At 68.6% G+C, this 23,238-nt stretch carries 20 protein-coding genes and 4 pseudogenes; 14 read left to right on the top strand and 10 right to left on the bottom strand.

Annotated elements, in window-relative coordinates; genetic code table 11:
- The first annotated feature begins 15 nt into the window (after positions 1–15).
- Positions 16–1,608 (top strand): exodeoxyribonuclease VII large subunit, encoded by a 1,593-nt coding sequence (gene xseA, locus TY51_RS05705; protein ID WP_042247026.1) that lies wholly within the window; start codon positions 16–18, stop codon positions 1,606–1,608.
- Positions 1,609–1,615: 7 nt separating this feature from the next.
- On the opposite strand, the gene TY51_RS05700 is transcribed toward xseA, so the two are convergent.
- Positions 1,616–2,812, bottom strand: coding sequence for an MFS transporter (locus TY51_RS05700; protein WP_042247023.1), 1,197 nt, complete (start codon positions 2,810–2,812; stop codon positions 1,616–1,618).
- A 2-nt stretch (positions 2,813–2,814) separates the two neighbouring features.
- On the bottom strand, positions 2,815–3,456 hold the full coding sequence (gene eda / locus TY51_RS05695) for a bifunctional 4-hydroxy-2-oxoglutarate aldolase/2-dehydro-3-deoxy-phosphogluconate aldolase (RefSeq protein ID WP_042247022.1): 642 nt from the start codon (positions 3,454–3,456) through the stop codon (positions 2,815–2,817).
- A gap of 261 nt (positions 3,457–3,717) precedes the next feature.
- Between eda and rpsB the strand changes: the two genes are divergently transcribed.
- Both rpsB and tsf read left to right on the top strand, forming a co-directional pair.
- The gene (gene rpsB / locus TY51_RS05690; protein WP_042247020.1) at positions 3,718–4,500 is read left to right on the top strand and encodes a 30S ribosomal protein S2; all 783 of its coding nucleotides are present in this window, start codon (positions 3,718–3,720) and stop codon (positions 4,498–4,500) included.
- A gap of 84 nt (positions 4,501–4,584) precedes the next feature.
- Positions 4,585–5,496 carry a translation elongation factor Ts gene (gene tsf, locus TY51_RS05685; RefSeq protein ID WP_042247017.1) on the top strand — a complete coding sequence of 304 codons (912 nt, stop codon included), beginning with the start codon at positions 4,585–4,587 and terminating at the stop codon, positions 5,494–5,496.
- A gap of 189 nt (positions 5,497–5,685) precedes the next feature.
- Here the strand turns inward: tsf and TY51_RS20125 are convergent, their stop codons facing one another.
- On the bottom strand, positions 5,686–6,444 hold the full coding sequence (locus TY51_RS20125) for a LuxR family transcriptional regulator (RefSeq protein WP_052649842.1): 759 nt from the start codon (positions 6,442–6,444) through the stop codon (positions 5,686–5,688).
- A gap of 209 nt (positions 6,445–6,653) precedes the next feature.
- On the opposite strand from TY51_RS20125, the pseudogene TY51_RS05675 reads away from it, so the two are divergent.
- Positions 6,654–7,240, top strand: a pseudogene (locus TY51_RS05675) (d(CMP) kinase).
- A gap of 68 nt (positions 7,241–7,308) precedes the next feature.
- Here TY51_RS05675 and ade read toward each other — a convergent pair.
- From ade to TY51_RS05650, 5 genes and pseudogenes are all read right to left on the bottom strand, one after another.
- Positions 7,309–8,900, bottom strand: a pseudogene (gene ade, locus TY51_RS05670) (adenine deaminase).
- A gap of 164 nt (positions 8,901–9,064) precedes the next feature.
- A pseudogene (gene hisH, locus TY51_RS05665) lies at positions 9,065–9,692 on the bottom strand (imidazole glycerol phosphate synthase subunit HisH).
- Positions 9,692–10,279 (bottom strand): imidazoleglycerol-phosphate dehydratase HisB, encoded by a 588-nt coding sequence (gene hisB, locus TY51_RS05660; RefSeq protein ID WP_042247015.1) that lies wholly within the window; start codon positions 10,277–10,279, stop codon positions 9,692–9,694. Before hisB ends, hisH begins: the two are co-directional and overlap by 1 nt.
- A gap of 45 nt (positions 10,280–10,324) precedes the next feature.
- Complete coding sequence (locus TY51_RS05655) at positions 10,325–11,671, bottom strand: TrkH family potassium uptake protein (protein ID WP_231558926.1); 1,347 nt, start codon at positions 11,669–11,671, stop codon at positions 10,325–10,327.
- The gene (locus tag TY51_RS05650; RefSeq protein ID WP_042247012.1) at positions 11,668–12,324 is read right to left on the bottom strand and encodes a TrkA family potassium uptake protein; all 657 of its coding nucleotides are present in this window, start codon (positions 12,322–12,324) and stop codon (positions 11,668–11,670) included. Before TY51_RS05650 ends, TY51_RS05655 begins: the two co-directional genes overlap by 4 nt.
- 340 nt (positions 12,325–12,664) lie before the next feature.
- On the opposite strand from TY51_RS05650, the pseudogene TY51_RS05645 reads away from it, so the two are divergent.
- From TY51_RS05645 to TY51_RS05630, 4 genes and pseudogenes are all read left to right on the top strand, one after another.
- A pseudogene (locus tag TY51_RS05645) lies at positions 12,665–14,283 on the top strand (BCCT family transporter).
- Between the two features lie 102 nt (positions 14,284–14,385).
- On the top strand, positions 14,386–14,841 hold the full coding sequence (locus TY51_RS05640) for a hypothetical protein (protein ID WP_052649840.1): 456 nt from the start codon (positions 14,386–14,388) through the stop codon (positions 14,839–14,841).
- A 1-nt stretch (position 14,842) separates the two neighbouring features.
- Complete coding sequence (locus tag TY51_RS05635) at positions 14,843–15,205, top strand: cell division protein ZapA (protein WP_042247008.1); 363 nt, start codon at positions 14,843–14,845, stop codon at positions 15,203–15,205.
- A 34-nt stretch (positions 15,206–15,239) separates the two neighbouring features.
- Positions 15,240–15,548 (top strand): hypothetical protein, encoded by a 309-nt coding sequence (locus tag TY51_RS05630; RefSeq protein ID WP_042247005.1) that lies wholly within the window; start codon positions 15,240–15,242, stop codon positions 15,546–15,548.
- Here TY51_RS05630 and TY51_RS05625 read toward each other — a convergent pair.
- Entirely contained in the window at positions 15,545–16,321 is a 777-nt protein-coding gene (locus TY51_RS05625; protein ID WP_042247000.1) for an alpha/beta fold hydrolase, read from the bottom strand. The two genes, TY51_RS05630 and TY51_RS05625, sit on opposite strands and share 4 nt — an antisense overlap.
- Here TY51_RS05625 and TY51_RS05620 point away from each other — a divergent pair.
- Together TY51_RS05620 and TY51_RS05615 are read left to right on the top strand one after the other, a co-directional pair.
- Positions 16,307–16,774 (top strand): hypothetical protein, encoded by a 468-nt coding sequence (locus tag TY51_RS05620; RefSeq protein WP_231558925.1) that lies wholly within the window; start codon positions 16,307–16,309, stop codon positions 16,772–16,774. The two genes, TY51_RS05625 and TY51_RS05620, sit on opposite strands and share 15 nt — an antisense overlap.
- 100 nt (positions 16,775–16,874) lie before the next feature.
- Positions 16,875–18,041 carry an MFS transporter gene (locus TY51_RS05615; RefSeq protein WP_231558924.1) on the top strand — a complete coding sequence of 389 codons (1,167 nt, stop codon included), beginning with the start codon at positions 16,875–16,877 and terminating at the stop codon, positions 18,039–18,041.
- Here the strand turns inward: TY51_RS05615 and TY51_RS05610 are convergent.
- Positions 17,979–18,755, bottom strand: coding sequence for a DUF599 domain-containing protein (locus TY51_RS05610; protein WP_042246997.1), 777 nt, complete (start codon positions 18,753–18,755; stop codon positions 17,979–17,981). The two genes, TY51_RS05615 and TY51_RS05610, sit on opposite strands and share 63 nt — an antisense overlap.
- A 91-nt stretch (positions 18,756–18,846) precedes the next feature.
- Between TY51_RS05610 and TY51_RS05605 the strand changes: the two genes are divergently transcribed.
- The 4 genes from TY51_RS05605 (at position 18,847) to TY51_RS05590 (ending at position 23,192) form a co-directional block, all read left to right on the top strand.
- Positions 18,847–20,304, top strand: coding sequence for an FAD-linked oxidase C-terminal domain-containing protein (locus TY51_RS05605; RefSeq protein WP_042247059.1), 1,458 nt, complete (start codon positions 18,847–18,849; stop codon positions 20,302–20,304).
- The gene (locus TY51_RS05600; RefSeq protein WP_042246994.1) at positions 20,294–21,331 is read left to right on the top strand and encodes an FAD-binding protein; all 1,038 of its coding nucleotides are present in this window, start codon (positions 20,294–20,296) and stop codon (positions 21,329–21,331) included. The genes TY51_RS05605 and TY51_RS05600 overlap by 11 nt, the downstream gene beginning before the upstream one ends.
- Positions 21,331–22,626: a glycolate oxidase subunit GlcF gene (gene glcF / locus TY51_RS05595; RefSeq protein ID WP_042246991.1), complete on the top strand. Its 1,296-nt coding sequence runs from the start codon at positions 21,331–21,333 to the stop codon at positions 22,624–22,626. Before TY51_RS05600 ends, glcF begins: the two co-directional genes overlap by 1 nt.
- Positions 22,627–22,739: 113 nt before the next feature.
- On the top strand, positions 22,740–23,192 hold the full coding sequence (locus TY51_RS05590) for an Hsp20 family protein (RefSeq protein ID WP_042246988.1): 453 nt from the start codon (positions 22,740–22,742) through the stop codon (positions 23,190–23,192).
- The last annotated feature ends 46 nt before the right edge of the window (positions 23,193–23,238 follow it).

Genomic DNA, 23,238 nt, shown 5'->3' with positions numbered 1-23,238 from the left:
AAGGGAACAAGACGCATGGACCTGCTGGACGACGACATGGACGATGCCCCGGAACCGGGCAGCAACGCGCATGAATTCACCGTTTCCGAACTGTCCGGCGCGGTCAAACGCAGCATCGAGGACCAGTTCGGCCGTGTCCGCGTGCGGGCCGAGGTCGGCCGCGTGTCCCGCCCCGGATCGGGGCATCTGTATTTCGACCTCAAGGACGACCGCGCCGTGCTGGCCGCCGTTACCTGGAAAGGCCAGGCCGCCCGCCTGATCCAGCGCCCCGAGGAGGGGATGGAGGTCATCGCCACCGGTCGCCTGACGACCTTTCCGGGCCAGTCGAAATACCAGATGATCGTCGATCAGATCGAACCGGCAGGCGCCGGCGCGCTGATGGCGATGCTGGAAAAGCGTCGCAAGGCGCTGGCCGCCGAGGGGCTGTTCGATCAGGACCGCAAGCGCGCCCTGCCGTTTCTGCCGCGGGTGATCGGGGTAGTGACCTCGCCCTCGGGCGCGGTGATCCGCGACATCCTGCACCGGCTGCGCGACCGGTTTCCGACCCACGTGATCATCTGGCCGGTGGCCGTGCAGGGCGATGGCTGCGCAACGCAGGTGACGGCGGCGATCCAGGGCTTCAACGCGCTGACGCCGGGGGGGGCGATCCCGCGGCCGGACCTGATCATCGTGGCCCGCGGCGGCGGGTCCTTGGAGGATCTGTGGGGCTTCAACGAGGAATCGGTCGTCCGCGCGGCGGCCGCCAGCGACATCCCCCTGATCTCGGCCGTGGGGCACGAGACGGACACGACGCTGATCGATTTCGCCTCGGACATGCGGGCACCGACGCCGACGGCCGCGGCCGAGATGGCCGTGCCGGTCCGCGCCGACTTGGCCGTGCGGCTGGCCGAGACCGGTGCGCGGATGGCGCGCAGCAACGCGCAGGCGATCCAGCGGCCGCGTCAGCGCCTGCGCGATCTGGCCCGCGCCCTGGGCCGCCCCGCTGCCCTGACCGAAGGCGCGCGGCAGCGGCTGGACCTCTGGGGCGGGCGGCTGGAACCGGCGCTGCGGCAACTGGCCCGCGCGCGCAGGCAGCAGCTGGCCGCGCGCCCGATGCCCGCGGCGATGCTGCGCCAGTTCACGCAGGGCAAGCGGGCCGGGTTGGACCGCGCGCTGATGCGGCTGGACGGTGCCCGCACCCGGCGGCTTGACCGTCCGCGCGACCGGCTGGCGCAGCTGCGTGACCGGCTGGACAATTCGCTGGTGCGGGTCGTGGCGACCACGCGGCGCGCCACGGTGCAGCAGGGCGCCCGGCTGGCCGATCTTGATCAGCGGTTGGTTGCGGCGATGGCCCGCGTCTGCCGTCAGCGGCAGGATGCGCTGGTGCGGCTGGACCGGATGCGGCTGTCGTTGGGCCATGAGCAGACGCTGCGGCGCGGGTTCGTGATCGTGCGCGGTCCCGATGGCGGGGTCGTGACCACGCCCGAGGCCGCCGCCCAGACCCCGCGGATGGAGCTGCAATTCGCGGGCGACCGCCGCGTGGCCGTGCGCCCCGACGCGCGCCCGACAAGCCTAAGACCGAGAATCCCAAGCGCCGCAAGTCCGCGCCGCCCGAACAGAAGACGCTGATCTGAAGTCAGGCAGGGCGGGGCCGCATCACCAGCCAGATCAGTGCGCCGCCCGCCAGCACCAGAAACGGCAGCATCGCCAGATTGACCGCGTTCCAGCCCGCGACGATCGACCCGCCCGAACAGTTCATCAGCCCTCCCGACGACAGCGACGCCAGGAACACCCCGCCGAAGACCACGAAATCGTTCATGCCCTGCACGCGTCCGCGTTCCTCGGGCGCGTGGGCGCGGGTCAGCATAGTCGTGGCGCCGATGTAGCCAAAGTTCCAGCCGATCCCCAGCAGGACCAGCGCAACGTAGAACTGTTCCAGCGCGACGCCGGACAGCGCCACCGCCCCGGCAGCGGCCAGAATCGCCAGCCCCAGCCCGACGATCCGCTCCGGCCCGAACCGCGCGATCAGGTGGCCGGTGAAAAAGCTGGGCGCGAACATGGCCAGCACATGCGCGCTGACGATGTTGGCCGCATCCGCGGTGTCATATCCGCATCCGACCACCGCCAGCGGGGTCGATGTCATCACCAGGTTCATCAGGGCATAGGACACCATCCCGCACACCATCGCGACGGCGATGGCAGGGGTACGCAGGATCTGCCCCATCGGGCGACCCGTACGGGCGCCAGCGACGGGGGCGGGGGGCGTGGGGATGTCCAGGAACGAAAACAGCAGCGGCCCCGCCAGGTTCAGACCGATCACCGCCAGATAGGTGGCCAGGAACGGCACCGCCGTCAGGTCGCTGGTCATCCGCACCAGCGCAGGGCCGATGATGGCGGCGGCCAGGCCGCCGGCCATGACCAGGCTGATGGCCTTGGGGGCGTAATCCTCGGGCGCGGTGTCGGTGGCCGCAAAGCGATAAAAGCCCTGCGCCGACATGTAGATGCCGGTCAGGGTCGACCCGACCATGAACAGCCCGAACGAGCCCAGCCACAGCCCGGCCGCCGCGACGGCCGCGCCCAAGCCCCCCGCCGCCACCGCCAGCAGGAACCCCGCCTGCCGCCCGCGCGCCTGCATGAAGCGTGCCAACGGCCGCGCCGACAGGGTCGAACCCAAGATGATCATCGACAGCGGCAGCGTCACCAGGCAGGGATGCGGCGACAGGATCTGGCCCGCCAGCCCGCCCACGATGAAGATGATCGACATCTGCGCGCCCAGGATCGCCTGTGCCAGAACGAGGACCGCGACATTCCTGCGGGCGCGCGCCAGATCCATGGTCAGCCGCGCAGGGCCGCGGCGGTGCGGGCGCGATCCTCGATCGCCTGCCAGTTGCCGGCGGCCATGTCGGCATCGGTCACGATCCAGCTGCCGCCGACGCAGATCACGTTGGGCAGGGACAGATAGCTGCCCGCGTTCTGGGGCGTGACACCGCCCGTGGGGCAGAAGCTGATGCGGGGCAGGGGGCCGGCCAGCGATTTCAGCGCGGGCGCGCCGCCCACGGCCTCGGCCGGGAAGAACTTGAGCATGTCAAAGCCCGCATCCGCGGCGCGCATCACCTCGGACGCCGTGACGGCGCCGGGCAGCAGCGGCAGGGCCAGCTCCTCGCACGCCGCGATCAGGCGGTCGGTCAGGCCGGGCGAGACCGCAAAGCTGGCGCCCGCGTCCTTGGCGCGTTTGGCGTCGTCCGGGGTCAGCACGGTGCCTGCGCCGACATGGCCGCCTGACACGCGGCTCATGGCGCGGATCGCGTCCAGCGCGGCGTCGGACCGCAGCGTGACCTCCAGCACCGGCAGGCCGCCCGCGACCAGCGCACGGGCCAGCCCCTCGGCATGGGCCGCGTCCTTGATGACGATGACCGGGATCACCGGCGCCAGCTGGCACAGGGCTTTCGTCTGCCGGGACTGATCTTGGGGGGTCATGGCGGGCCTATCGCTTATGAATGGAACTGCTGCGAACCTGAACCCAAGCCCCGCGCGATGCAAGGGTGCCGCCATGCCGATGTTACCGCTATCTGCAGGAATGCCACAGCGAATCCGCTTGCCTTTCGCCCGCGCAGGGGCTATCGCGCGCCTACTTCACAGGCAGGGGAGGGCCTTGCGGGACATATCCGCAAAGGTCCACCGGTTGGGGCATTCGCCCTGAGACCCCCTGCCAAGGCGCAAACCGGAAAGGAACTCCTCATGGCGCTTCCCGAATTCTCGCTGCGTCAGCTTCTTGAAGCTGGCGTTCACTATGGTCACCAGACCCAACGCTGGAACCCCCGCATGGGCGAGTTCATCTATGGTGACCGCAACGGCATCCACATCCTGGACCTGACGCAGACGCTGCCGATGCTGGACGCGGCCCTGCAGGTCGTGCGCGACACGGTTGCCAAGGGCGGCCGCGTGCTGTTCGTCGGCACCAAGCGCCAGGCACAGCGTTCCATCGCGGAAGCTGCTGAAAAGTCGGCACAGTTCTACATGAACCACCGTTGGCTGGGCGGCACGCTGACCAACTGGAAAACCGTCAGCCAGTCGATCAACCGCCTGAAGGCGATCGACGAGACGATGGCCGGCGGTGCCGAGGGCCTGACCAAGAAAGAGCGCCTGCAGCTGGAGCGCGAGCAGACCAAACTGCAAGCCTCGCTGGGCGGCATCCGCGACATGGGCGGCCTTCCCGACCTGCTGTTCGTCATCGACGTCAACAAGGAAGACCTGGCCATCCTGGAAGCCAAGAAGCTGGGCATCCCGGTCGTGGCCGTGGTCGACACCAACTGCTCGCCCGACGGAATCGACTACATCATCCCGGGCAACGACGACGCGGCCCGCGCCATCGCGCTGTATTGCGACCTGGTCAGCCGTGCGGCCCTGGACGGCATGACCGCCCACATGGGTGCGTCGGGCGTCGACCTGGGTTCGCTGGCCGATGCGCCGGAAGAGCTGATGGACGAGCCGGCCACCGAAGAGGCCGCAGCCGAGGCCTGATCCGCCCCGGAACCACCCATTCATCGGATTGTCGTCAGGCGGGGATATGCCCCGCCTGACGCGTTGAACAGATAGGAGACGGATATGGCAATCACCGCAGCGATGGTGAAGGAACTGCGCGAGACCACCGGCGCAGGCATGATGGACGCCAAGAAGGCCCTGACCGAAACCGACGGCAACATGGAAGCGGCCATCGACTGGCTGCGCACCAAGGGCCTGGCGAAAGCCGCCAAGAAGGCCGACCGCGTTGCCGCCGAAGGTCTGGTTGGCGTGCAGGTTTCGGGTGGCCGCGGCGTTGCCGTCGAGGTCAACTCGGAAACCGATTTCGTCGCCAAGAACGCCGATTTCCAGCAGCTGGTCCGTGACATCACCGGCGTCGCGCTGAACGGCGCGGACGAGATCGAGGCGCTCAAGGCGGCCGATCTGGGCGGCAAGCCCGTGGGCGACGTCGTGACCGGCGCCATCGCCCGCATCGGCGAGAACCTGACCCTGCGCCGCGTGCAGGTCCTGGAAGGCGAGACCGTCGTGTCCTACGTGCACAACGCCGCCGCTGATGGCTTGGGCAAGATCGGCGTGCTGGTCGCGCTGTCGGGTCCGGCGGACAAGGCACAGACCGTGGGTAAGCAGTTCGCGATGCACATCGCGGCGACGAACCCGGTGTCGCTGTCCGAGGCCACCATGGACCCCACCGCGCTGGAGCGCGAGCTGCAGGTCCAGACCGCCAAGGCGCTGGAAGAGAACGCCTCGTCGGCCAAGCCGAAGCCCGAGAACGTGATCCAGAACAACATCATCCCGGGCCGGATGAAGAAGTTCGTGGCCGAGAACACGCTGCTGGGCCAGGCGTTCGTGATGAACCCCGACCTGACGGTCGAGCAGGCGGCGGCCGAGGCCGGCGTCCAGATCACGGGCTATGCCCGCGTGATGGTCGGCGAAGGCATCGAGAAGAAGGAAGAGGATTTCGCAGCCGAGGTCGCCAAGACCCTCAGCGGCGCCTGATCTTCCGACGATGGACTGACACGGATGCCGGCCCCCAGGGGTCGGCATTTCGCGTTCCGGGGGTCTGGTGACGAGGTCCGGCCAAGGCAACCCGGCCGGACGCCGCCTGTTCCTGACACTTGCGTGTCACCACTCACGGAACGGGACGATGTGACGCAGTTTCGGGGTCGGGCGAAACGGTGGAAAACCCTACCCCCGTCCGCCAAGCTTCAGCGAGGCCGACGCTGGCTGGAACAGCTGGTGGGTTACATGGGCCTTGAGGACGGCTTGGGGCGTCGTCTCGACCCCCAGGGCCTCGCGGGCCAGGCGCATGTGCTTTTCGACGGTGGCCGGGGTGATCCCCAGGATCATCGCGATTTCGGCCACGGTCTTGCCGGCGGACCGCCAGCCCAGCACCTCGCGCTGGCGCGCCGTCAGGGTCACCTTGGGCAGGTTGCGCTGCATGGTGGCGATGCGCATGTGCATGACCCAGGCCAGCACCCGCACCTCGCGGCCCGACCGGGTCCAGCATGCGTGCAGGTCCTGCGCGTCGGCGCCGCGACGCGGCATCACCACCACCGCCCCCACGCTGTGCAGGACCTTGTCGCGCAGGCTGATGATCCGTGCGTGCCCCAGCCCGTGATCCGCCGCCAGGCCGAACGACCGCGACGGGCCGAAGCGGTCCTGCAGGTCGTGGGAGGCAATATCGCCGTCATTGTCGCGTACCCATTCGACCCAGGTGTCCTGATCCAGGTCGCGCAGCTGTTGGGCCTGGTCGATCAGTTCAGCCGGCAGGTTGCTGAACACGACGGGGTTGTCGCGCAGAAGCGACCTTGGCACCGTCAGCATGAAGCGCGCGGCATAAAGGGCATGGTCGAATCCCAGATCGCCGACCGCTTCCAGAAATACGGCGCGGATGTCGGCGATGGTGGGTGCGTCCAGAAGTCGTTCGATGAAACCTGATAACATCTATGTCTAAAACTCAATTCGTTCTTAAAGTCCCATAGGACTGCGCAGCGCGGTGAATGCCAAGGGCTAATGTCGCGAAAATTTGCAGCGGCCAAGTGATCCGAAAGTTGCGCATTCCGGGCGCGGGCCGGGGATGCTGGACGCTTGGGGCCTGGTATGCGAAGGGTGCGGGATAGCCCGTTCCCTTCTCAACGCACAGATCGCCTGCCATGCCCTTCATCATCGCCATCGACGGACCGGCCGCATCGGGCAAGGGCACGATTGCCCGCGCGCTGGCCGACCGGTTCGGATTTCACCACCTGGACACGGGCCTGCTGTACCGGGCGACCGGGGCCAAGGGCGGCGACCCGATCGCCGCAGCGCAGTCGTTGAACGCGGACGATCTGGCCCGTCCCGACCTGCGCAGCGCCGAGGCGGGGCAGGCCGCCAGCCGCATCGCCGCCATCCCCGAGGTGCGCGCCGCGCTGGTCGCGTTCCAGCACCGCTTTGCCGCGCAGGACCCGGGCGCGTGCTGGACGGGCGCGACATCGGCACGGTCATTTGCCCCGACGCGGCGGTCAAGCTGTACGTGGTGGCATCCGACGAAGTGCGGGCGGCGCGGCGCGCGGCCGAACTGGGTGCGGACCCGGCCGAGATGCTGGCGCAACTGCGCGAACGCGACCTGCGCGACAGCCAGCGTGCCGCGGCGCCGCTGCGGCCAGCCGAGGATGCGGTGGTGCTGGATACCAGCGCGCTGAGCATTCAGGACGCCGTGGCGCGTGCCGTGGCCGAGGTGCTGCGCGTCCGGGGCGGGTAGAGGGGCTGCCGCCCCCTCTTGGCGGTGCCCGCCAATTCACCCCTGCGGGTATTGGGGCAACAGAGAGGTCAGGGGGCGATGATCTCGAATTTCGCGACATCGACCATGCCGCGATCGGTAATCTTAAGCGCAGGAATGACCGGCAGGGCCAGGAAGGCCAGCTGCAGGAACGGCTCCTCCAGCGGGGTGCCCAGGGTGCGGGCGGCGGCGCGCAGGGCGATCAGCGTATCGCGCACCGTCTCGAACGGGTCAAGGCTCATCAGGCCCGCGACGGGCAGGGGCAGTTCGGCCAGGATCCGGCCGTCGCAGGCGACGACAAAGCCGCCCTCCAGGTCGGTCAGCCGGTTGGCGGCCAGCGCCATGTCGGCGTAATCCACGCCGACGACGGCGATGTTGTGGTGGTCGTGGCACAGGGTCGAGGCGATGGCCCCGCGCGCAAGCCGAACCCCTGCACGAAGCCCGTGGCGATGTTGCCGTTCTTGCCGTGCCGTTCGATGACCGCGATGCGCGACAGGTCGCGCGACGGGTCGGGGCGTTTGTCGCCGTCTTGGGGCGGGATGTCGTAGGTCAGGTGTTCGGTGATGATCTTGCCTTCCAGGATGCCGATCACCGGGGTTTCCGTGCGGTTGCCGGTGCAGCGAAAGTCCTGCGGCGTCACCTTTGGCGCCTTGACCGAGGCGCGGCCGACCGGGGCCACCGTCCCGCGCGCGGCGAAGGCCGCGTCATCGACCACCCGCCCGCCGGTCAGGACCAGTTGCGCATTACACCCCTCCAGGCTGTCGATGGCCACGATATCGGCGCGCAGGCCCGGCGCGATCAGCCCGCGATCCTTCAGCCCGAAGGCCTCGGCCGCCGACAGCGACGCTGCGCGATAGGCCGCCAGCGGCGAGGTGCCAAGCGCGATCAGGCGGCGGATCATGTAGTCCAGGTGCCCGTGTTCGCCGATGTCCAGCGGGTTGCGGTCGTCGGTGCACAGACAGAGATAGGGGCTGGTCGTATCGGTCAGGATCGGTTGCAGCGCGTCCAGATCCTTGCTGACCGACCCTTCGCGGATCAGCACGCGCATGCCCTTGCGCAGTTTCTCCAGTGCCTCATCCGCGGTCGTGGCTTCGTGTTCGGTGCGGATGCCGGCGGCGATATAGGCGTTCAGGTCCTGGCCCGACAGCTGCGGGCAGTGGCCGTCGATATGGCCGCCCGCGAACAGGCGCAGCTTGGCCATCGCGCCCGGATCGCGGTGGATGATGCCGGGATAGTTCATGAACTCGGCCAGCCCGATGGCCGAGGGGTGGCCCATGACCTGCGCCAGGTCGTCCGCCTCGATGCGGGCGCCCGATGTCTCCATCTCGGTCGACGGCACGCAGGAGGAGAGCTGCACGCGCAGGTCCATCAGCAGGTGTTCGGACGCGGCCTGGAAATACCGGATGCCGTCCAGGCCGATGACATTGGCGATTTCATGCGGGTCGCAGATGGCGGTGGTCACGCCGCGCGGCGTCACGCAGCGGTCGAATTCGAAGGGCGTGACCAGGCTGCTTTCCACATGCAGATGCGTGTCGATGAATCCCGGCACCAGGACCAGGCCCGTGACATCGATCACCCGGTCCGCGTGGTAATCGCCAATGCCCGCGATCCGGTCGCCGCAGATGGCCACGTCGCCCGCCATCATCGTGCCCGTCATCAGGTCGAACACCCGGCCGCCGCGCAGGATCAGGTCGGCGGGTTCGTCCCCGCGGGCCACGGCAATGCGGCGTTCCAGATCGTCCATCGGTGTCTCCTGTTCGTTTGCGGCACAAGACCCCAAAGGCGGCAGGAAATCCAGTGGTCGCCTCAGGGGTTCCAGCGCAGGAAGTTCGCGATCAGGCGCAGGCCGACCGCCTGCGATTTCTCGGGGTGGAACTGGGTGCCGATGATGTTGTCGCGCCCGACCACTGCCGTCACCGGGCCGCCGTAATCGACATGGGCCAGCAGATGCGCGGGGTCGGTCACCTGGAACTGCCAGCTGTGCACGAAATAGGCGTGATCGCCAGTCGCGATACCCTCCAGCACCGGGTGGGGGTGGTCGATGACCAGATCGTTCCAGCCATATGCGGCACCTTCAGGCCGGGGGCGGCGATGGCGCGGATCTCTCCGCCGATCCAGTTCAGGCCGGGGGTTTCGCGGTATTCATGGCCGGTGGTGGCCAGCATCTGCATGCCGACGCAGATGCCCATGAAGGGCACGCCGCGGGTGATCACCGCGTCCTGGATCGCCTCGGCCATGCCGTCGACCTCGCCCAAGGCCGTGCGGCAGGCTGGGAACGCCCCGTCGCCGGGCAGCACGATGCGGTCGGCGCGGGCGGCAACCTCGGGGTCCGAGGTCACGACCACCTCGCGCCCGCGTCGCGGCCCATCAGCTGGAACGCCTTTTCGGCCGAATGCAGGTTGCCGCTGTCGTAATCGATCAGCGCGACCCGCATCACAAGGCGCCCTTGGTCGAGGGCAGCACGCCTGCCATGCGCGGGTCAGGCTCGACCGCTTCGCGGAGCGCGCGGGCGACGGATTTGAACGCGGCCTCGGCAATGTGGTGGCTGTTCAGCCCGTGGATGCGGTCCACGTGCAGGGTGATGCCGCCATGCGTCGACAGCGCCTGAAAGAATTCGCGCACCAGTTCGGTGTCGAAGGTGCCGATCTTCTGCGACGGGAAATCGACGTTCCAGACCAGATAGGGCCGCGCCGACAGGTCCAGCGCGCAGCGCACCAGCGAATCGTCCATCGCCAGCAGGAAGCTGCCGTAACGGCGGATGCCCTTCTTGTCGCCAAGCGCCGCGACCAGGGCTTGGCCGATGGCGATGCCCGTATCCTCGACCGTGTGGTGGTCGTCGATATGCAGATCGCCGTCGGCGCGGATGGTCATGTCGATCAGCGAATGCCGCGACAGCTGGTCCAGCATGTGATCGAAGAACCCCACGCCGGTCTGGTTGTCATAGACCCCGGTGCCGTCGAGGTTCAGCGTCACCTCGATCGAGGTTTCCGAGGTCTTGCGGGTGATGGTGGCCTGGCGCATGGGATGTCCTTCCTGTCACCGCGCCTTATAGGCGCGGCGCGCGGATCAGCCAAGATGCACTTGGCCCGCCGGATAACGCACCCGCGGCACCATCCGCGTGGCCAGAAAGAACCCCAGGGTCAGCGGCCCGACCCGGCCCAGGAACATCACCACCATGATGACCGCGCGACCGAATTCGGACAGTTCCGGCGTATAGGCGCGCGACAGGCCGACCGTGCCGAAGGCCGACGACACCTCGAACGCGATGTCGACGAAATCGCCGCCCTCGCTGATCAGCAGCAGAAAGATCGCGGTGACGATGACGGCCGAGGCCATCGCCATCAGCGCCATCGCCTTGAGCACGTCGCCAAGCGGGATGGAGCGGCCGAACCCCGTCACCTCGGTCCGGCGGCGCAGAAAGGCCCAGGTCGCCAGCAGCATCACGAAGACGGTCGTGACCTTCAGCCCGCCCCCGGTCGACGTGGGGCCTGCGCCGATGATCATCAGGATCATGTACATGAACGAGGTCGACTCCTCCAACCCCGCGATGTCGGTCGAATTGAACCCGGCGGTGCGGGTGGTCACGCCCTGGAACCACGCGACGGTCAGGCGGGCGGTGATGCTGTCGTATTGCGCCAGCGTGCGGGGGTTGTTCCATTCCAGGATCGCGGTCATCGCGACCCCGCCCACGATCAGGATCGCGGTGCCGACCATCATCATCCGCGTGTGCAGCGACCAGCCGCGCCAGAACGCGCGCTGGTACAGGTCGGCGATGACGACGTAGCCGATGCCCCCCGCGATGAACAGGACCGGGATCACGACGTTGACCACCGGGTCCAGCGCGTATCCCGTCAGCCCCGGCGAGAACGTGGAAAAGCCCGCGTTGTTGAACGCCGAGACGGAGTGGAAGATCGCATGCCACAGCCCCGGCCCCAGCCCGTGATGGGGCATGAAGGACAGACAAAGCAGCATCGCGCCCGCGACCTCGGCCATGACCACGATGCGCAGGATCGTCCAGACCAGCCGCGTCAGCTTGACATAGGAGGTCTGGTTCAGGTCCTCGCGCAGATAGGTGCCTTGGGTGATGCCCAGGGGACGGCCCAGGGCCGACCAGATCAGCACCGCAAAGGTCATCAGGCCCAGCCCGCCCATCTGGATCAGCACCGCGATGACCAGCTGTCCCCAGAACGCAAAGACCAGTTCCGTGTCGACCACGTTCAGCCCCGTCACCGTCACCGCCGAGGTCGATGTGAACAGCGCGTCCGACAGCGTGATCGGCGTGTGCGTCATCGGCGGCAGCATCAGCAGCAGCCCGCCCACCACGATCAGCGTCAGGTACCCCACCGCCAGCACCGCGGGCGGCGGCGTGCGCGCCAGCCAGCGCCGCAGGGCCGTGGGGCGGGGCCGTTTCACAGCCGGTCGCCGAAACTGGTCAGGTCGACCCGCTTGCCCAGCAGCAGTATGCGGTCGTTGGCCTGCAGGACCGGGTCCTCTCCGCGAATGTCGCGATATTCGGTGCCGCGCATCATGCCCAGAATCTCGATCCCCGGACCGGGGTTCAACTGGGACAGGGTGCGGCCGGACAGCCGGTGCGGGATCATCAGGTTCACCACCGAATAGCCGTTGCCCAGGCTGACATAATCCTGGACCGCCGGGTTGTTCAGCATCTGCGCGGTGTGGCGGCCCATCTCCAGCCCCGGCATGACCACGCGGTCGGCACCGATCTTGGACAGGATGCGGTGATGGGTGCGGTTGTCGGCCTTGGCCCAGACCGTGCCCACGCCCACCAGCCGCAGGTTCATCGCGGCGATCACGTTGCTTTCCAGGTTGTTGCCGATCGACACCAGCCCCACGTCATAGCGGTCGACGCCCGCTTCGCGCAGCGCGCCTTCGTCCGTGGCGTCCAGGATCAGCGATGCGGGCAGCTGTTCGGCCAGGGCGGCCACGCGCCGCGGGTCCTTGTCGATGCCCATCACTTGGTTGCCGAACCGCGCCAGTTCCGCGGCCACCACGCTGCCAAAGGCGCCCAGCCCGATCACGACAAAGCTGCGATGCACTTTTCCCATGGGGTCCTCGCCAAGGCGCAAAACGCGAATGCTTGGGCGCGGTCGCGGCCAAAGTCAACGGTCGGGCCGACGGCGGGGCCGGGAACCGAATGCCCGGCGGTGGCCTTTCTGACCGAAATGTGAGAAGGAGTGAGCCGCCGCGGCGGATTTCCGCCAAGGGTCCAAGGACCTGCCACCCGATCGAGACCAAATCTGAAAGGGACAGATGTCACAGACACCACCGAAAGGTCCGGGAACGCCCCGCGACCGGACGCGCGAACAGGACGCGCTAAGCGGACGTTACCCGCCCCTGACGCCCAAGGCCCCGCCGCCCAAGGCCGAGCCCACCCCCGATGACGGCATCGAGCCGCTGCCCGAGCCCGAGGCCCGACAGAGATCATCGAGACCGACTATACGATCGGTCAGGACAATATCGAACACCAGGGCAAGGTGCCCTTTGACATCCACAACCCGGTCTTCGGCATCTCTGCCGCCGCGGTGGTGATGTTCACCGCCGTCACGCTGTTGTTTCCCGGCCAGCTGGAACCGCTGTTCGGCGGGCTGCGCGACGGGCTGACGGCAAATCTTGACTGGTTCTTCATGCTGGCCGGCAACGTCTTCGTGCTGTTGTGCCTGGCGCTGATCGTGTCGCCGCTTGGCCGGATCCGTCTTGGCGGACCCGATGCCACGCCCGATTTCAGCCTGACCGGCTGGTTCGCGATGCTGTTTGCGGCGGGCATGGGCATCGGCCTGATGTTCTATGGCGTCAGCGAACCGCTGGGCCATTTCGAGGCCGCGCTGGGCGGTGCCGTCACCGAGGGCGGCGTGCGCACCGACTGGGCCCCCCTGGGCGGCGCCGTGGACGACCCCGAGGCCGCGCGCCGCATCGGCATGGCCGCGACGATCTTCCACTGGGGTCTGCACCCCTGGGCGATCTATGCGGTCGTGGCGCTGGCGCTGGGGCTGTTCGCCTATAACAAGGGACTGCCGCTGACGCTGCGGTCGGTGTTCTATCCGATCTTCGGCGAACGCATCTGGGGCTGGCCGGGCCACATCATCGACATCCTGGCCGTGCTGGCCACGATCTTTGGCCTTGCGACCTCGCTGGGACTGGGCGCGGAACAGGCGATGGCCGGTCTGGCCTATCTGTTCGGGTTCCAGAACAACGGCCTGAACAAGATCCTGCTGATCGTGGGCATCACCTGCGTCGCCGGGGCGTCCGTCGTCCTTGGCGTGGAAAAGGGCGTCAAGCGCCTGTCCGAGCTGAACATGATCCTGGCCATCGTGCTGCTGGTCTTTGTCATCGCCGTCGGACCGACGCTGGCCATCCTGGGCGGCTTCTTCAGCAACCTGGGCGCCTATGGGGCGGAACTGATCCCGCTGTCGAACCCCTTCGGCCGCACGGACGACAACTTCCGCCACGGCTGGACCGCGTTCTATTGGGCGTGGTGGATCAGCTGGTCGCCCTTCGTGGGCATGTTCATCGCCCGCGTCAGCCGCGGCCGCACCGTGCGGCAGTTCCTGATCGCGGTGCTGATCGTGCCGTCGCTGATCTCGATCCTGTGGATGACGGCGCTTGGCGGCACCGCCATCGACATGACCATCGGCGGGTTCACCGGCATCCTGGACGCCCCGCTGGAGCTGGAGCTGTTCACCATGCTGGGTCAGCTGCCGCTGGCCTCCATCACCTCGCTGGTGGGGATCGTGCTGGTGATCGTGTTCTTCATCACCTCGTCCGACAGCGGATCGCTGGTGATCGACACGATCGCGGCGGGCGGCAAGATCAACGCACCCGTCCCGCAGCGCATCTTCTGGGTCGCCATCGAGGGGGCGGTCGCGATCGCCCTGCTGCTGGGCGGCGGTCTGGTCGCGCTGCAGGCCATGGCCGTGTCGACGGGCTTTCCCTTCGCCATCGTGCTGCTGGGCGCATGCTATGCCCTGGTCAAGGGCCTGATGGCCGAGCATCGAGAGCTGCGCTGAGCCAAAATCACCAAAGGAACGGGCGGGTTTTCCCGCCCGTTCTTGTCTTACCGGGCCCGCAATGCGAAAACGTCTGACAGACACCACCAAAGGACCCGCGCCATGAGCGACATCACTGCCAGCGAACGCAGGCTGCGCGCCGCGCTTGACCGGATGGACAAGATGCTTGACGCGGCCCCGCGTCCTGCCGCCGCCGCCCCGGTCGCCGATGACGGCGCCCTGGCCGGGCTGCAGGCCCGCCTGGACGCCGCGACCGAACAGGCCGCGGGCCTGTCCGCCGCCAACGAGGAACTGATCGGTGCCAACCGCGACCTGCTGGAAGCGCAGGAAACCGGCGGCATCGGCGCCGACGAACAGATGGCCGCCCTGCAGGCCGAACTGTCCGCCCTGCGCGCCGCCCGCGCCGCCGAGATGGCGCAGATGAGCGAGATCATGGCAGAGCTGGAACGCCTGCTGGCCGACGAACCGCCGATCCTGGACGGCACCGTGCCGGACGAGGCCGGGGGAGATGCGGGCGGTCTGCCCGAGGATCTGCCGCCCAACCACGAGGAGCGCTGACATGGCCGAGGTCGAATTCACCATCGGACACAAGGAATACCGCGTCGGCGCCGCCGATGGCGAAGAGCGCCTGCTGCAGCGCGCCGCCGCCATCCTGGACGGAGAGGCGCGCCAGATCCTGGAACAGGCCGGGCGCGTCCCCGAGCCGCGGCTGCTGCTGCTGGCGGGGCTGATGCTGGCCGACCGCTTTGCCACGCTGGAGGATCGCGCCGAAAAGGCCGAACGCCATATCAACCGGCTGCAGCAGAACCCGCCCCGCGTCGAGGTTCCCGTGATCCCCGCCGACCTGCGCGAGGCAATGGCCGAACTGGCCGCCCGCGCCGAATCGCTGGCCGACCGGCTGGAGGAACAGCGGCAGGATTAACCTGCCGTTAACCTTGGCGGGCGATGATGGGGGCATGATCCGCGTGACCGCCCCCCTTGTCCTGATGCTGGCCCTGTCGGGCTGCACCACCCCGTCGCCGGGTTTTCTGGCAGCCACCCGTCAGGACGTGACCGTCGACGGGATGCGCTTTGCCGTCTATCCCCGCGGGACCGAGGCGCAGGTGATCAGGCTTGATCGTCTGCGCCGCGCCGATCGCGGGCGCGTGCCGGACCTGATGATGCAGGCCGCGGCCCAGGCCACCGGATGCCGGCCCATCGTCAACAGCCTGACCCCGAAGGGCGGCCCCCATTCGGCGGTGGCGCTGGTCGATCTGCGCTGCTAGCGGCCGTCGCCCAGAAAGCTGACCAGCGTTTCGGCCACGGCTTCGGGCGCGTCGGCATGCAGCCAGTGACCCGCATCCTTCAGCGTGACGACCCGCGCCTGCGGGAAATGCGCGCGCAGGGCGGCCTCTCCGGCATCGTCGACGAAATCGGATTGCGCGCCGCGCAGGGCCATGACCTTGCCGGGAAAGCTGCCCTGCGGCAGGTCGGCGGGCCAGCCCACGATCTGCGGCATGGCCGCGCGCAGGGCCGGCAGGTTCAGCTTCCACGCGGGCGGCGCGGCCTTCAGATCCAGGTTCTGGAGCAGGAACGCGCGTACGCCGGCTTGGGGCACCTGCGCGGACATCGCGGCATCGGCTTGGCTGCGGCGGGTGATCGCGGACAGGTCCAGCGCCTCCATTGCGTCGATATAGCGGGTCTGGTCGTGGTCATAGGTCAGGGGCGCGATGTCCATGACCACCAGCCGCCGCACCAGATCCGGCTGGGTCAGGGCCAGCACCATCGCCGCCTTGCCGCCCATCGAATGGCCGACCAGGTCGACCTGCCCGCCCAGATCGGCGATCAGTTGGGCCAGATCGCCCGCCAGCGCCGGATAATCGGCATCCATGTCCTGCGGGCTGTCGCCATGGTTGCGCAGATCAACGGTGACCACGCGGCGCGTCTGCGCCAGCCTGCGGGCCTGCGCGCCCAGGTTGCGGCCCTGGCCGTACAGTCCGTGCACCAGCAGGACGGGAAGGGCACCCTCGGGGCCCGCGACGGTGTGATTCAGCTTCATCTGTGCAGCTTACGGCGTCTGGCGCGCGGCTGCCATCCCGTCTATCCTGCCCTGATGATGCGCAAGGGCCACAGCTTCGAAGACATCCCCGTCATGGCCGACGAGATCGCGGTCCTGATCGCGTCCCGGTTCGGCGGCGCGCGGCGCGGTGAACGCCCGCCGTTGCATGCGATGCTGCGCCGTCGTGGGGGTGCGCTGCCCGCTGGCCTGCGCCGCCGTGCCGCCCGCCTGGCCGAGGCCGACCGCCTGTCCGCCCAGCCCAAGGTCGCGCGACAGCTGCCCGCCGACCGCCTGGCGCGCGATCACGCGGCGCTGGCCGCGCATCTGCGCCCCTTGGGCGAGATCACCCGCTGGCAGGGCAGGGCGGTCAGCTTTGGCGCATCGGTCGCGTTCGGGGTGCTGGTGGTGGCCGCGCTGGCGATCTGGATCGCGGTGCAGCGGGGACTGCTGTGATGCCTTGCACATGATGCAAGGCTGACCTGTCCGCGTGGGGCTTGCCAAACCGGGCCCAAGCTGATGTGAGGGCTAACACCCCCCGTCCCAGGAATGCCCCATGACCTCCACCCCTGATTTCCGCGCCGCCATCTTGGCGCTGGCGCTTGGCGCCTTTGCCATCGGCACGTCGGAATTCGCGGCGATGGGGCTGCTGCCCTATTTCGCCGCCGACCTGGCCCTGACCGAACCGCAGGCGGGCCATGTCATCAGCGCCTATGCGCTTGGCGTCGTGGTCGGCGCGCCGGTGACGGCGATGCTGGGCGCGCGGCTGCCGCGCAGGCGCTATCTGGCGGCGTTGATGGCGTTCTATGGGTTGGTGAACCTGCTTGCGGCCTTTATGCCGGGGCTGGCATCGCTGGTCGGCGTGCGGTTCCTGGCCGGCCTGCCGCATGGCGGGTTCCTGGGCGTGGCCATGCTGTATGCCGCCGACGCGTTGCCCGCCGGGCAGCGGGCGCGGGGGGCGGCGCGGGTCCTGCTGGGCCTGACCATCGCCAACATCTTCGGCGTGCCGCTGGCGGGCTGGATGGGGCAAAGCATCGGCTGGCGGTGGGGGTTCGCGCTGCCCGGCGTGATCGCGCTGTTGTCGGCCTGGCTGATCCTGCGCGTGGCGCCGCGTGTGGGCGGCAATCCCAATGCCCGTCCGTGGGACGAGCTGGCCGCCCTGCGCAACCCGCGCGTCCTGTGGGTGCTGGCCGTGGGGGCCATCGGATTCGGCGGGCTGTTCGCGGTCTATGCCTTCCTGACGGCGGCGATCCTGGCCACGACCGATGCGCCGGGATATGTCATCCCGCTGACGCTGGCGGCCTTTGGCGTGGGGGGCACGCTTGGCACCTGGGGCGCCGGTCGCCTGACCGAGATTTTGGGCATCGACCGCGCGGCATTCGCCAGCCTGGCCGCGATGGCCGCGACCCAAGGGTTCGCGGCCCTGGTCGTGGGCAGCTGGCCGCTGATGGTGCTGTCGTCCTTCCTGATCGCCGCCGGGGCGGGGCTGGTCATTCCGCTGCAGACGCGGCTGATGGACGTGGCGGGGTCGGCGCAGAACATGGCGGCGGCAATGAACCACGCGGCCTTCAACGCGGCCAACGCGTTGGGGCCGTTCCTGGCCGGGCTGGCGCTGGCGGCGGGGTGGGGCTGGCGGGCGCGGGGCTGGTGGGCGTGGCGCTTACGGCTGCGGGGGCCGTCGTGCTGGCGTTCGCTGTTCGACAGGACCGGAAAGCCCGGCTGAAAGCACCGGGGGCGGCAGCGACCGCAGGATGACCTGCCGCGAGGTCGACGCGAATTCGCGCCGCCACGTGACCCACAGCACGATCGCCGTTCCCAGCATCAGCGTCCAGGCGCCTGTCAGCCAGCCAAGCGCCGCCAGCGCGAAATAGACGCTGCGCAGCCCGGCATTGAAGCTGCGGGCGGCGGTGATGTTCAGATCGGCGGCCTGCATGGCGCGGTCCATCGCGTCGGGGTGGTCGGGCCGGTTTGGCACCGCCGCCATCATCACCGCGCAATAACCGAACAGCCGGTGCGCCCACACGAATTTCAGGAACGCGTTCACCACGAAGAACATCGGCACCAGCAGGCGCAGCTCCCACCCGGTGTCGGAGGTGGGGTTCAGCTCCAGCCCGCTGGCGACGCTGCGCAGGCGTTCGCCATTGCCGATCAGCGCCAGCAGGCCGCCCGTGGCGATCATGCAGGCGCTGGCAAAGAACGCCGTGCCCTCGCGCAGGCTGGCCAGGATGTTGCCGTCGAAGATGCGCGGTTCGCGGTCGACGAAATGGCGCATCCATTCGCGCCGGTACCGCGTCATCAGCACCGATACCGACGGCCGCCCCGCAGGCGGGCGTTCCGTGAACCAGCCGATTCCCAGCCAGGAGATGAACAGGAACGCCAGCGCGACCATGTCGCGCAGGGCCATCGGATAGGCGGCAAACTGGTCAAGCAGGTTCATGACGCGACATTAGGGCCGGACGGTGCGCCTTGAAACCCCCAGCGACGCGGCATACCGTCATGACGACAGGCAGGGAGGAGAACCGGCCATGATGCAGATGCCCCCACCCGACGCGACCGTTCTGGCGCGCAGGCAGGCGATCACCGACGCGTTGCGGACTGCGCTGCCCGGCGCGGTCATCGACGACCCGGCGGAAACGCGGGCCTATGAATGCGACGCGCTGTCGGCCTATCGCTGCGCGCCGCTGGCCGTCGTGCTGCCCCGCAGCACCGAGGAGGTGTCGCGCCTGCTGCGCCTGTGCCACGACCTGCGCGTGCCGGTCGTGCCGCGCGGCGCGGGGACCAGCCTTGCGGGCGGGTCCATGCCCACGGCGGACGCGGTCGTCATCGGCCTGTCGCGCATGACCGACGTGCTGGAGATTGCGCCCGGCGACCGGCTGATCCGGGTCCAGGCGGGGCGCACGAACCTGTCGGTGTCCGGTGCGGTGGACGGCCTGGGGTTCTTTTATGCGCCCGACCCGTCCAGCCAGCTGGCCTGCGCCATCGGCGGCAACATCGCGATGAATTCCGGCGGCGCGCATTGCCTGAAATACGGCGTCACCACCAACAACCTGCTGGGAGTCACGGTCGTGCTGATGGACGGTTCGGTCGTGCATCTGGGCGGCCCGATGGGCGAGGGGCCGGGGCTGGACCTGCTGGGCGTCGTGTGCGGGTCCGAGGGCCAGCTGGGCATCGTGACCGAGGCGACGTTGCGCATCCTGCCGAAACCGGCGGGCGCGCGCCCCGCACTGATCGGGTTCGACGCCGCCGAAACGGCGGGCGCCTGCGTGGCCGCGATCATCCGCGCGGGCATCATCCCCGTCGCGATCGAGTTCATGGACAGCCCCTGCATCAAGGCGACCGAGGAGTTTTCCGGCGCCGGATACCCCGATTGCGAGGCCCTGCTGATCGTCGAGGTCGAGGGCACACCCGCCGAGATCGACGAACAGCTGACCCTGATCCGCGACATCGCCATGACCTTTGACCCGGTCGAGTTCCGCGAAAGCCGGTCCGACGACGAATCCGCCCGCATCTGGAAGGGCCGGAAATCGGCCTTTGGCGCGATGGGCAGCATGGGCGACTATATCTGCCTGGACGGCACCATCCCGGTGACGGCCCTGCCCACCGTGCTTTCGGGCATCGGCGATCTGTCGCGGCAATACGGGCTGGCCGTGTCGAACGTCTTCCACGCGGGCGACGGCAACATGCATCCCCTGATCATCTATGACGCCAACAAGCCGGGCGACCTGGACCTGGCCGAGGCGCTTGGCGCCGACATCCTGCGCCTGTGCATCAAGGTCGGTGGTTGCCTGACCGGCGAACATGGCGTCGGCATCGAAAAGCGAGACCTGATGAGCGAACAGTTCGACCCCGCCGACCTTGAGGCGCAGATGCTGGTCAAGGACGCGTTCGATCCGCACTGGCTGCTGAACGCCGCCAAGGTGTTCCCGCTGGACGTCAGCGCGCCGCGCCGCGACCGCCGCCTGAACCGGCCCGCCGATGCGGCCTGAGACCGAGGGCCAGTTGGCCCAGATGATCCGCGACGCCCGTGGCCCGATCTCTGTGACCGGCGGCGCGACGCGCCTGTGGCCGGGCGAAGGGCAGGGGGACCGGATCGACACGTCCGCCCTGATTGGCGTGACCCTGTACGAGCCCGAGGCGCTGACCTTGGTCGTGCGCGCCGGCACCACGCTGGAGGAGGTGCGCCAGACCCTGGCCGCCGAGGGCCAGATGCTGGGGTTCGAACCCTCGGCCGCGGCCGGGTCGACCATTGGCGGCGTGGCCGCCACCAATGCCAGCGGCCCGCGCCGGGTCCAGGCCGGGGCCGCGCGCGACGCGATGATCGGCGTGCGGTTCGTCGACGGGCAGGGGCAGGTTGTCCGCAACGGTGGCCGGGTGATGAAGAACGTCACCGGCTATGACCTGGTCAAGCTGATGGCCGGCAGCCGCGGCACCTTGGGCGCGTTGACCGAGATCAGTTTCCGCACCGCCCCCCTGCCGCCCGTGACCGCCACCCTGGCCCTGCCGGACCTGGACGCGGCGGCGGCCATCCCGGCGCTGTCCAGCGCGCTTGGCGGTCCGTTTGACGTGTCGGGGGCGGGGTGGCTGCCCGGTCACGGCGCGCTGATCCGGGTGGAAGGGCTGGCCGCGTCCGTCAAGGCCCGCGCCGCAGACCTGACCGCGCGCCTGTCCGCGTTCGGCACGGTGCAGGAGGGTGACCCCGAGGCTTGGCGTCTTCTTAGTAATGATACCCCTGATCCCGACATGGACACCTGGCGCATCACCTGCCGGCCAAGCGAGGCGCCGGCGTTGCTGGAACGCCTGCCCGAACCCCTGTCGCTGGACTGGGGCGGCGCGCTGATCCATGTGCGCCTGCCGCGCGGGCAGATGCCCGATCTGCCGACCTTTTCGGGCCATGCCCGCCGCATCTCCGGCGCGCCGGGCATCCTGCCCGCCCCCGACGCCCTGACCGACCGGCTGGAGCGTGACCTGCGGGCGCGCTTTGACCCGCGCGGCCTGTTTGGAAGTCTTGCCTGATGCAGACCCATTTTTCGCCCGAACAGCTGTCCGACCCGCTGACCGCGCGGTCCAACAAGATCCTGCGGACCTGCGTGCATTGCGGCTTTTGCACGGCGACCTGCCCGACCTATCAGGTGCTGGGGGACGAGCTGGACAGCCCCCGCGGCCGCATCTACCTGATCAAGGAGATGCTGGAATCGGGCCGCCCTGCGGATGAAAAGACCGTCAAGCACATCGACCGCTGCCTGGGCTGCCTGTCCTGCATGACGACCTGTCCGTCGGGCGTCCATTACGGCCACCTGCTGGAACATGCGCGCGAGCATATCGAGGACACCTATCGCCGCCCGTTCATGGATCGCGCCCTGCGGTGGGTGCTGAAATTCGTGCTGCCGCATCCGGGCCGGTTCCGGCTGGCGCTGATGGGCGCCAAGATCGCGCGGCCCTTCAAGGGGCTGATGCCGGATCGCCGCCTGCGCGCGATGCTGGACATGGCGCCGAAATCCCTGCCGCCGGCCAGCCGCAACGATGTCGGCCAGACCTTCCCGGCGCAGGGCACGCGGCGGGCGCGGGTCGCGTTGATGATCGGCTGTGCGCAGCGGACGCTGAACACCGACATCAACGACGCCACCATCCGCCTGCTGCAGCGCGCCGGGGTCGAGGTGGTCATTCCGCAGGACTTTGGCTGCTGCGGCGCACTGACCCTGCACATGGGGCAGGAGGCCGACGGCAAGGCCCGCGCCCGCGACAGCATCAGCCGCCTGCTGGCGGCCGAGGAGGGCGGTGCGCTGGACGCGGTGATCATCAACACCTCGGGCTGCGGGACGACGATCAAGGATTACGGGCACCTGTTCAAGGGCGACCCGATGGAGGCCGAGGCCCGCCGCGTGGCCGGCCTTGCCCGCGACGTGACTGAATTTCTGGTCGGGCTGGGTTTGCCGGATCGCGTGGGCGATGGGGGCCGCGGGATGCGCGTCGCCTATCATTCGGCCTGTTCGCTGCAACACGGCCAGCAGATCAAGTCTGCGCCAAAGGACCTGCTGTCCGGCATGGGGTTCACGGTGCTGGAACCCGCGAACCCGCATCTGTGCTGTGGATCGGCCGGCACTTACAACCTTTTGCAGCCGGAACTGTCGTCGGAACTCAAGGCCCGCAAGGTCGAGACGCTGGAGGCGGTCGCGCCAGAGGTGATCGCCGCTGGAAATATCGGCTGCATGATGCAGATCGGCGGCGGAACCGCGGTTCCGGTGGTGCATACGGTCGAGCTGCTGGACTGGGCCACGGGTGGGCCGAAACCCGCAGCCCTGGGGGCTTGAAACCCGGTTCGGGCGATCTAGATTCAGGGGACCGGCGGCCATGATGGCGTCGGTTTCCTGCCCGCCCGGTTTCGGGGGGCAACCCTGACATCGCTTTGAACAGGATGTGACACATGCGTAATTTCGACCTGACCCCGCTGTACCGGGCCTCTGTCGGCTTTGATCGTCTGGCCGACGTCATGGACCGCGCCATGACCGCCGACGTGGCCAGCACCACCTATCCCCCCTACAACATCGAGAAGACCGGCGAGGATGCCTATCGCATCTCGATCGCCGTGGCCGGTTTTGCCGCCGACGACCTGACCGTCGAGGTCCGCGACGGCGCCGTGATCGTCTCGGCCCGCAAGGCCGACGAGGACGAAGGCCGGACCTTCCTGCATCGCGGCATCGCGACGCGTGCGTTCGAACGCAAGTTCACGCTGGCCGACCATGTCCGCGTCGACGGTGCCAGCCATCTGGACGGCATGCTGCATATCGACCTGGTCCGCGAGATCCCCGAGGCACTGAAGCCGCGCCGGATCGAGATCGCCAAGTCCGCAGCCCGGGTGAGCAAGCTGGACGCCTGATTGCGTCCCGCGGAGGCCGGGGGGCCAGCCCCCCGGACCCCCCGTC

Source organism: Paracoccus sp. PAMC 22219, assembly GCF_000787695.1.
Taxonomy (GTDB): Bacteria; Pseudomonadota; Alphaproteobacteria; order Rhodobacterales; family Rhodobacteraceae; genus Paracoccus.
This window is presented reverse-complemented; position numbering and strand designations above follow the sequence as displayed.

What these genes read in the sequence shown, in the direction of transcription:
- TY51_RS05610 (WP_042246997.1), bottom strand. Translation starts at nt 18,755, where the DNA reads ATGAACCTGCTTGACCAGTTTGCCGCCTATCCGATGGCCCTGCGCGAC.
- TY51_RS05650 (WP_042247012.1), bottom strand. Translation starts at nt 12,324, where the DNA reads ATGGGAAAAGTGCATCGCAGCTTTGTCGTGATCGGGCTGGGCGCCTTT.
- TY51_RS05635 (WP_042247008.1), top strand. Translation starts at nt 14,843, where the DNA reads ATGGCCGAGGTCGAATTCACCATCGGACACAAGGAATACCGCGTCGGC.
- TY51_RS05605 (WP_042247059.1), top strand. Translation starts at nt 18,847, where the DNA reads ATGCAGATGCCCCCACCCGACGCGACCGTTCTGGCGCGCAGGCAGGCG.
- TY51_RS05625 (WP_042247000.1), bottom strand. Translation starts at nt 16,321, where the DNA reads ATGAAGCTGAATCACACCGTCGCGGGCCCCGAGGGTGCCCTTCCCGTC.
- glcF (WP_042246991.1), top strand. Translation starts at nt 21,331, where the DNA reads ATGCAGACCCATTTTTCGCCCGAACAGCTGTCCGACCCGCTGACCGCG.
- hisB (WP_042247015.1), bottom strand. Translation starts at nt 10,279, where the DNA reads ATGCGCCAGGCCACCATCACCCGCAAGACCTCGGAAACCTCGATCGAG.
- TY51_RS05600 (WP_042246994.1), top strand. Translation starts at nt 20,294, where the DNA reads ATGCGGCCTGAGACCGAGGGCCAGTTGGCCCAGATGATCCGCGACGCC.
- eda (WP_042247022.1), bottom strand. Translation starts at nt 3,456, where the DNA reads ATGACCCCCCAAGATCAGTCCCGGCAGACGAAAGCCCTGTGCCAGCTG.
- rpsB (WP_042247020.1), top strand. Translation starts at nt 3,718, where the DNA reads ATGGCGCTTCCCGAATTCTCGCTGCGTCAGCTTCTTGAAGCTGGCGTT.
- xseA (WP_042247026.1), top strand. Translation starts at nt 16, where the DNA reads ATGGACCTGCTGGACGACGACATGGACGATGCCCCGGAACCGGGCAGC.
- TY51_RS05615 (WP_231558924.1), top strand. Translation starts at nt 16,875, where the DNA reads ATGACCTCCACCCCTGATTTCCGCGCCGCCATCTTGGCGCTGGCGCTT.
- TY51_RS05640 (WP_052649840.1), top strand. Translation starts at nt 14,386, where the DNA reads ATGAGCGACATCACTGCCAGCGAACGCAGGCTGCGCGCCGCGCTTGAC.
- tsf (WP_042247017.1), top strand. Translation starts at nt 4,585, where the DNA reads ATGGCAATCACCGCAGCGATGGTGAAGGAACTGCGCGAGACCACCGGC.
- TY51_RS05700 (WP_042247023.1), bottom strand. Translation starts at nt 2,812, where the DNA reads ATGGATCTGGCGCGCGCCCGCAGGAATGTCGCGGTCCTCGTTCTGGCA.
- TY51_RS20125 (WP_052649842.1), bottom strand. Translation starts at nt 6,444, where the DNA reads ATGTTATCAGGTTTCATCGAACGACTTCTGGACGCACCCACCATCGCC.
- TY51_RS05590 (WP_042246988.1), top strand. Translation starts at nt 22,740, where the DNA reads ATGCGTAATTTCGACCTGACCCCGCTGTACCGGGCCTCTGTCGGCTTT.
- TY51_RS05630 (WP_042247005.1), top strand. Translation starts at nt 15,240, where the DNA reads ATGATCCGCGTGACCGCCCCCCTTGTCCTGATGCTGGCCCTGTCGGGC.